Raw genomic sequence first — 6,160 nt, forward strand, 5'->3', positions numbered from 1 at the left:
CGGAACCCAAGCCGGAACCCAAGCCCGACACGCGCCAGGCGGACCTGGACAAACGCATGGCCGAGCTGCGCGAGCAGGCGCGGCGCCAGGAGGAGCGAGCGGCCCTCGACAAGAGTCTGGCGGCCCTCACCGCCAAGGACACCCGGGGGGGCTCGCCCATCCCCGACGCGCCCCTGGGCATGCCCGACGGGCGCGGCACCGAGGCGGGCGCCTCCTATGCGGCCTGGATGAACGAGTTTTTCCGGCAGCAGTGGAAACTCTCCAAGTATCAGGTCAGTCGCCTCGACCTCGAAGCCGAGCTCGTCATCATCTACGATGCGCGCGGCAACCTCATTGACTATCGTTGTGTGCGCGAATCGGGCGACCGGGTGTTCGATGATTCGGTGCGCGCCGCCATTCTGCGCGAGAAGAAGCTGCCCTTCGAGCCCGGTCGCCGTTGGGAAGAGCGCTACGTTTTCAACCTCAAGGATTTGATGGAGTAATCGCATGGTGCGTGCGTTCACCGCTTTGTTGCTGTTGCTGACCCTGGCCGCGCCGGCCGCCGCGCAGATCGAGATCCGCGCCCCGGGCCAGCAGACCATTCCCCTGGCGCTGACTCAGTTTCTGCCGCGCGAGGTGACCCCGCGGCCCGAGGTCGCGGCGCAAATCGACCAGGTGCTTCAGGCCGACCTCGATCTCTCGGGACTGTTTTCCTTCGTCGACCCGGCCGCCTTTCTCGGCGACGCGCGGCGCATCGGACTGCTCAGCAGCGAGGTGGATTTCGCCGAATGGCGCCTGCTCGGCGCCGAGGTGCTGATCAAGGGCACCTATTCAGTGCAGGGCGACAACCTGGTGCTCGAGGCGCGCCTCTTCGACGTGGTGCGCCGCCGCCTGCTCGATGGGCGGCGCTACGTGGGGCGCGTCGCCGACGCGCGGCAGATGGCCCACACCTTCGCCGACCAGATCCTCAAGAGCCTGACCGGCATCGAGGGACCCTTCAATTCCAAGATCGCCTACATCTCCAACGCCACCGGGCACAAGGAGCTCTACATCATGGATGTGGACGGGCACAATTCGACCCGTCTCACCGACCATCGCTCCATCGTGCTCAACCCGGATTTCTCACCGGTGAGCAAGGAGCTGATCTTCACCTCCTACAAGCAGACCAACCCCGACCTCTACCGCAAGGAGATCTATTCCGGGCGCGAGGCGCGCCTCTCGGGGCGCGAGGGTCTCAACATCAGCGCCCGTTACCGCCCCGACGGGCGGGAAATCGCCCTGACCCTGAGCTACCAGGGCAACCCCGACCTCTATCTGATGGGTACCGACGGCTCCCTGAGTCGGCGCCTGACCCAGGACTGGAACATCGATGTGGATGCCACCTGGAGCCCGGCGGCGGATCGCCTGGCCTTTATTTCCGACCGCCAGGGCGGCCCTCACGTGTTCGTCATGGACCTGCAGGGCGGCAGCCTGCGGCGACTGACTCCCTCGGGCACCTACAACGCCACGCCGGACTGGCATCCCAAGGACGAGCGCATCGTCTTCACCCGCCTGGAGGGCGGGCGTTTCGACATCTACACCATCCGCGCCGACGGCAGCGACGAGCGGCGCCTGACCTTCGGCGCGGGCAGCAAGGAGCATCCGCGCTGGAGCCACGACGGGCGCTTCATCGTCTACTCCTCGACCCAGGACGGGCGCAAGGCGATTTTCGTCATGCGCGCCGACGGCACCGGGGCACGGCGCATTTCGCCGGGGGGCGGCGAGGCGTCCCATCCAGCCTGGTCGGGGCCCTGGCGGTAATTGTTGTTTTTTCTCGCACAATCGGTATAATGGCCGGGTTTTTTCGCGGCCGGTCTCTTGTTGACCGGGCCGGCATTCAAGGTGAAAAATTTTTCAAGGAGTTGGTCAAGATGAGCAGATTCAACCAAATTATGCGTATGGCCCTGGTGCTGGCCGCTCTGTCCCTGGTGTTCGCGGGCTGCGCCAAGAAGCCGGTGGGCACCGATGCCTCCCAGGCCGGCCTGACCGATGGCCGCGTCGCCGGTGATGTCTCCGGTTACGGCGACGGCTCCCTGCGCGAGAGCGCCGTGGGCGAGCGCGACGCCTATGGCCGTCCCGGCGCGGCGGACATCGCCGCGGCCCTGGAGCGGATTCATTTCGAGTATGATTCCTACACCCTGAGCCAGCGCGCCCAGGAGACCCTTACCCGCAACGCCGCTTATCTGCGCGCCAATCCCGATGTCAAGGTGCTCATCGAGGGCCACACCGACGAGCGTGGCTCCGACGAGTACAACCTGGCCCTGGGCGAGCGTCGCGCCCAGGCGGTGCGCAATTACCTCGTGACCCTGGGCATCGCCGCCGAGCGTCTGTCGGTCATCTCCTACGGCGAGGAACTGCCCCTTGACCCGGCCGGCAACGAGGACGCCTGGGCCAAGAACCGTCGCGCCGAATTCAAGCCGGTACTTTAAGCCAAGGCCGGTCGCATCTGGAAGGGCCGCGCCATGCGCGGCCCTTTTGTTCATGGCACCGGAGGTTATCCCATGCGTAACAAATCGCGAATTCTTTTGCTCCTGCTGCTGCTCGGCCTGCTGGCCGGCGGCTGTATTCCCAGCCAGAGCCAGCTGCGCATGGAGCAGGACATGCAGGAACTCAAGCGCCGTCTGGCCGAAATGGAGCGCCAGACCATCGGCCGCACCCAGGAGCAGGGTCAGGAACTGGGGGGACGCCTTGACGCCCTGGCCCGCCAGCAGGCGGAAAACCAGGCGGCCCTGGATACCCTGCGGGTCGATCTGCAGGCGGTCAACGGCCGGCTCGAGGACAGCTCCCGCGGTCAGACACAACTGCGCGACGAGATGCGCCTGCTGCGCGACGATCTCGGCCTCAAGGTCAGCGCCCTGGAAGATCGCGTCGCACGCCTGGAGGGCGGCACCGGCGGCGCGGTGATCGCCCCGGCGGCGGCAGCGCCGGCCGCGGGCCAGGGATCGCCCGAAGCGCTCTACCAGCGTGGCCTCGATCAGATCATGCGGCAGAACGATTTTGCCGGAGGGCGTCAATCCCTCGAGGAATTCCTCAAGAGCCACCCCAACCACGAGCTTTCCATCAACGCCATGTACTGGGTGGGCGAGGCTTTTTACGGCGAAAGGAAGTACGAAAACGCCATCCTGCAGTTTCAGGACGTGATCCAGAAGCACGGCGAGCATCCAAAGGCCGCCTCGGCCATGCTCAAGCAGGGCATGGCCTTCGAGGCCCTGGGCGATCGGCGCAATGCCCGGGTCATCATGGAGAAGATCATCGAGGCCTACCCCCTCTCCGACGAGGCGAAAAAGGCGCGCGGCTATCTGGACCAGTGGCGCTAGACGAATTTAAAAGGCATCAGGAAAAAGGCGACCCGCGAAGGTCGCCTTTTTTATTGGGGCTGGGGCGGGCCGATGTTGCCGCGGTTGCGGTAGTACCAGGCGATGATGGCGCAGGGGATGCACAGCAGAAAGATCGCCAGGCCGACGCGGAACACCGCCCAGCTGTTGACCACCACGGCGTAGATTTCCACGGCGAAGCCGCCCAGGATGCAGAGGCCGGCGAGGATGTTCCACAAGCGGGCAGCGGCGGGAGAGGAAGGTTTGCCCATGGTTCAGGAATCCTCGCCGCTGCGCGATTTGCGGTTGGCCGGATGAATGCCGAGGCAGAAACGGTGCGGACCTGGGACGCCCGGCGGAACGAAGGCGAGGCGGTCGCCGGGGCGGATGCGGTGGTCGAGGTCGTAGGTACGGTGGTTGATGAACACCGCCTCGATGCGCTCCAGGGGCAGTTCGAGCTCCTCGGCGATTTCCTGGGCGGTGCGGCCCTCGGGCGGAAGCTCCAGTTCGACGGTGGCGGGCAGGCCGCGGCTGCGGCGCAGGCTGTGCAGGGCGCCGAACATGCGGACGACGACGCCGGCAGAGGACTTCGCGGGAGCGTGGGTCATGACGGGTATCCTTTCGGTTCGAGGCGACGGCCGCTGAAGACGGCCGGCCAAGCCTCAGGGTAGCCCAGGTGGGCGGGCAAAATCCAGCAAGAAGAGAATCGGCGGGCCGCGACCGAAACAGATTTTAATCCGCGTCCCCCCATGGTATAGTCCGCCGGTGTCGTGACGCAGGGCGGAGCGTCGGCATGTTGAATTTCCCTCCGCTGGAAAGGAATGCGATGCAGAACGATCCTTGGGGACGTCGCGAGTCCCAGATTGATGAAGAGCTCAACAAATTGCTCAACCGTTTCCGCGGCCTGAAGCTGCCGGGCAACGCCATGGGCGGCGTGGTGGTGGCGCTGCTGGTGTTGTGGGCGGCCGCGACCAGCTTCTATAAGGTAGGTACCGAGGAAACGGGGGTGGTCTTGCGCTTCGGGCGCTTCGTGCAGATGACCGACCCCGGCCTGCGCGTCAAGCTGCCCTTCGGCATCGAAGATGTCTACCTGGTCAAGACCGGGCGGGTGCTGCGCGAGGACTTCGGCTTTCGCACCGTCGATCAGGGCGGCGGCCGCTCCACCTACGTCAAGCGCGGCCTGGAAGAGGAATCCCTGACCCTCACCGGCGATCTCAACGTCACCGACGTCGAATGGATCGTGCAGTACCAGATCGCCGATCCCTACAAGTACCTGTTCAAGGTCAACAACCCCGCCTCCACCATCCGCGATATCGCCGAGGCGGTGGTGCGGCGCGTGGTGGGCAACTCCAACGTCACCGAGGTGCTGACCACCGAGCGCGCCCTGCTCGCCCTGGCCATCCAGAAGGACGTGCAGGAGATCCTCAACAGCTACGAGATGGGGGTGCGCATCGTTACCGTGCGCTTTCAGGACGTCAACCCGCCGGGGCCGGTCAAGGCCGCCTTCAACGAGGTCAACGAGGCCGAGCAGCAGAAGGAAAGCATGATTCTGCAGGCCCACGAGCAGTACAACCGCGAGGTGCCCATGGCGCGCGGCGTGGCGCGTAGCCGCATTCTCGAGGCCGAGGGCTATGCCGTGGAGCGCGTCAATCGCGCCCAGGGCGAGGCGTTGCGCTTCAGCGCGCTGCTCGGCGAATACCGCAAGGCGCCCGAGGTCACCCGGCGCCGCCTCTACCTCGAAACCCTGGAGAGCATCCTGCCGCAGGTCGAGGAAATCTACGTCATGGACGCCGCCGGCGCGACCAGCGCCCTGCCGCTGCTGCCCCTGCGCCAGGCGGGCAAGGGAGGCGCCCAATGAAAAAGGAACTGCTGATTATTGTCGCGGTTGTGGCCTTCGTGCTGGCCCGGGGCAGCCTGTTCGTCGTCGACGAGGGCGAGCAGGCCCTGGTCACCCAATTCGGCAAGCCCGTCGGGGACATCCGCATGGCCGGGCTGCACTTCAAGCTGCCTCTGATCCAGGAGGTGCATCGCTTTCAGCGCCGCATCATGCAGTGGGACGGCGACCCCAACCAGATTCCCACCAAGGACAAGCGCTACATCTGGGTGGATGTCACCGCCCGCTGGCGCATCTCCGATCCCCTGCTGTTCTACCGCGCGGTGGCCAACGAGCGCGGCGCGCGCAGCCGCCTCGACGACATCCTCGATTCGGTGGTGCGCGACGCCGTCTCCGGCCATCTGCTGGTGGAACTGGTGCGCGGCGCCGATTACAGCCCGCCGAGCGGGGTGCGCGAAGAAGTCTTCGAGGTGGAAGGCGAGGCCATCGCCGCCGAAAACCTCACCGGGCGCGAGGAGATTCTCGCCAACGTGTTGCGCGAGGCGCGCGCCATGACCCCCGAATACGGCATCGATCTCATCGACGTGCAAATCAAGCGCATCAATTACGTCGAGCAGGTTCGCCAGCGCGTCTACGAGCGCATGGTGTCCGAGCGCAAGCAGGTCGCCGCCCAGTACCGCTCGGAAGGCGAGGGCGAGCGCGCCGACATCCTCGGGCAGATGGCGCGTGAACTGCGCACCATCGAATCGGAAGCCTTCCGTCGCGCCGAGGAGATTCGCGGCGAGGCCGACGCCACGGCGGCCAACATCTACGCCGAGGCCTACGGCCGCGACCCGAGTTTCTACGCCTTCGTGCGCACCCTCGAATCCTATCGCAAGGCGGTCAAGGACAACGCGCGCCTGGTGCTGAGCACCGACGCCGACTTCTACCGCTTCCTGCACAGCATCGAATAACCACGTCCTCATCCGAGGGTTTCAGCAAAAAGGCCGTCCCG

Annotated in this window: 8 protein-coding genes; 6 read left to right on the plus strand and 2 right to left on the minus strand. The window is 65.7% G+C overall.

The features are described 5' to 3' along the window. The 4 genes from QAT43_RS13640 to ybgF form a co-directional block, all read left to right on the plus strand. Window positions 1-482, plus strand: a 482-nt coding sequence (locus tag QAT43_RS13640) for a TonB C-terminal domain-containing protein (RefSeq protein WP_305043636.1), incomplete at its 5' end; no start/stop codon positions are given. A 4-nt stretch (window positions 483-486) separates the two neighbouring features. Beyond that, window positions 487-1,779 carry a Tol-Pal system beta propeller repeat protein TolB gene (gene tolB / locus QAT43_RS13645; RefSeq protein WP_305043637.1) on the plus strand — a complete coding sequence of 431 codons (1,293 nt, stop codon included), beginning with the start codon at window positions 487-489 and terminating at the stop codon, window positions 1,777-1,779. Window positions 1,780-1,889: 110 nt separating this feature from the next. Continuing rightward, entirely contained in the window at window positions 1,890-2,447 is a 558-nt protein-coding gene (gene pal / locus QAT43_RS13650) for a peptidoglycan-associated lipoprotein Pal (RefSeq protein WP_305043638.1), read from the plus strand. Between the two features lie 72 nt (window positions 2,448-2,519). Next, window positions 2,520-3,335, plus strand: coding sequence for a tol-pal system protein YbgF (ybgF, locus tag QAT43_RS13655; protein ID WP_305043639.1), 816 nt, complete (start codon window positions 2,520-2,522; stop codon window positions 3,333-3,335). A gap of 50 nt (window positions 3,336-3,385) precedes the next feature. Here the strand turns inward: ybgF and QAT43_RS13660 are convergent, their stop codons facing one another. Together QAT43_RS13660 and QAT43_RS13665 are read right to left on the minus strand one after the other, a co-directional pair. Then, complete coding sequence (locus tag QAT43_RS13660; protein ID WP_305043640.1) at window positions 3,386-3,604, minus strand: hypothetical protein; 219 nt, start codon at window positions 3,602-3,604, stop codon at window positions 3,386-3,388. 3 nt (window positions 3,605-3,607) lie between these two features. Beyond that, window positions 3,608-3,940: a MoaD/ThiS family protein gene (locus QAT43_RS13665; RefSeq protein WP_305043641.1), complete on the minus strand. Its 333-nt coding sequence runs from the start codon at window positions 3,938-3,940 to the stop codon at window positions 3,608-3,610. A 218-nt stretch (window positions 3,941-4,158) separates the two neighbouring features. On the opposite strand from QAT43_RS13665, the gene hflK reads away from it, so the two are divergent. Together hflK and hflC are read left to right on the plus strand one after the other, a co-directional pair. Next, on the plus strand, window positions 4,159-5,190 hold the full coding sequence (gene hflK, locus QAT43_RS13670; protein WP_305043642.1) for an FtsH protease activity modulator HflK: 1,032 nt from the start codon (window positions 4,159-4,161) through the stop codon (window positions 5,188-5,190). Beyond that, a complete protein-coding gene (hflC, locus tag QAT43_RS13675; protein WP_305043643.1) occupies window positions 5,187-6,119 on the plus strand; it encodes a protease modulator HflC in 933 nt (310 codons plus the stop codon). The genes hflK and hflC overlap by 4 nt, the downstream gene beginning before the upstream one ends. The last annotated feature ends 41 nt before the right edge of the window (window positions 6,120-6,160 follow it).

The sequence above is a fragment of the Geoalkalibacter sp. genome, assembly GCF_030604225.1.
Lineage (GTDB): Bacteria > Desulfobacterota > Desulfuromonadia > Desulfuromonadales > Geoalkalibacteraceae > Geoalkalibacter.

What these genes read in the sequence shown, in the direction of transcription:
- tolB (WP_305043637.1), top strand. Translation starts at nt 487, where the DNA reads ATGGTGCGTGCGTTCACCGCTTTGTTGCTGTTGCTGACCCTGGCCGCG.
- ybgF (WP_305043639.1), top strand. Translation starts at nt 2,520, where the DNA reads ATGCGTAACAAATCGCGAATTCTTTTGCTCCTGCTGCTGCTCGGCCTG.
- pal (WP_305043638.1), top strand. Translation starts at nt 1,890, where the DNA reads ATGAGCAGATTCAACCAAATTATGCGTATGGCCCTGGTGCTGGCCGCT.
- QAT43_RS13665 (WP_305043641.1), bottom strand. Translation starts at nt 3,940, where the DNA reads ATGACCCACGCTCCCGCGAAGTCCTCTGCCGGCGTCGTCGTCCGCATG.
- QAT43_RS13660 (WP_305043640.1), bottom strand. Translation starts at nt 3,604, where the DNA reads ATGGGCAAACCTTCCTCTCCCGCCGCTGCCCGCTTGTGGAACATCCTC.
- hflC (WP_305043643.1), top strand. Translation starts at nt 5,187, where the DNA reads ATGAAAAAGGAACTGCTGATTATTGTCGCGGTTGTGGCCTTCGTGCTG.
- hflK (WP_305043642.1), top strand. Translation starts at nt 4,159, where the DNA reads ATGCAGAACGATCCTTGGGGACGTCGCGAGTCCCAGATTGATGAAGAG.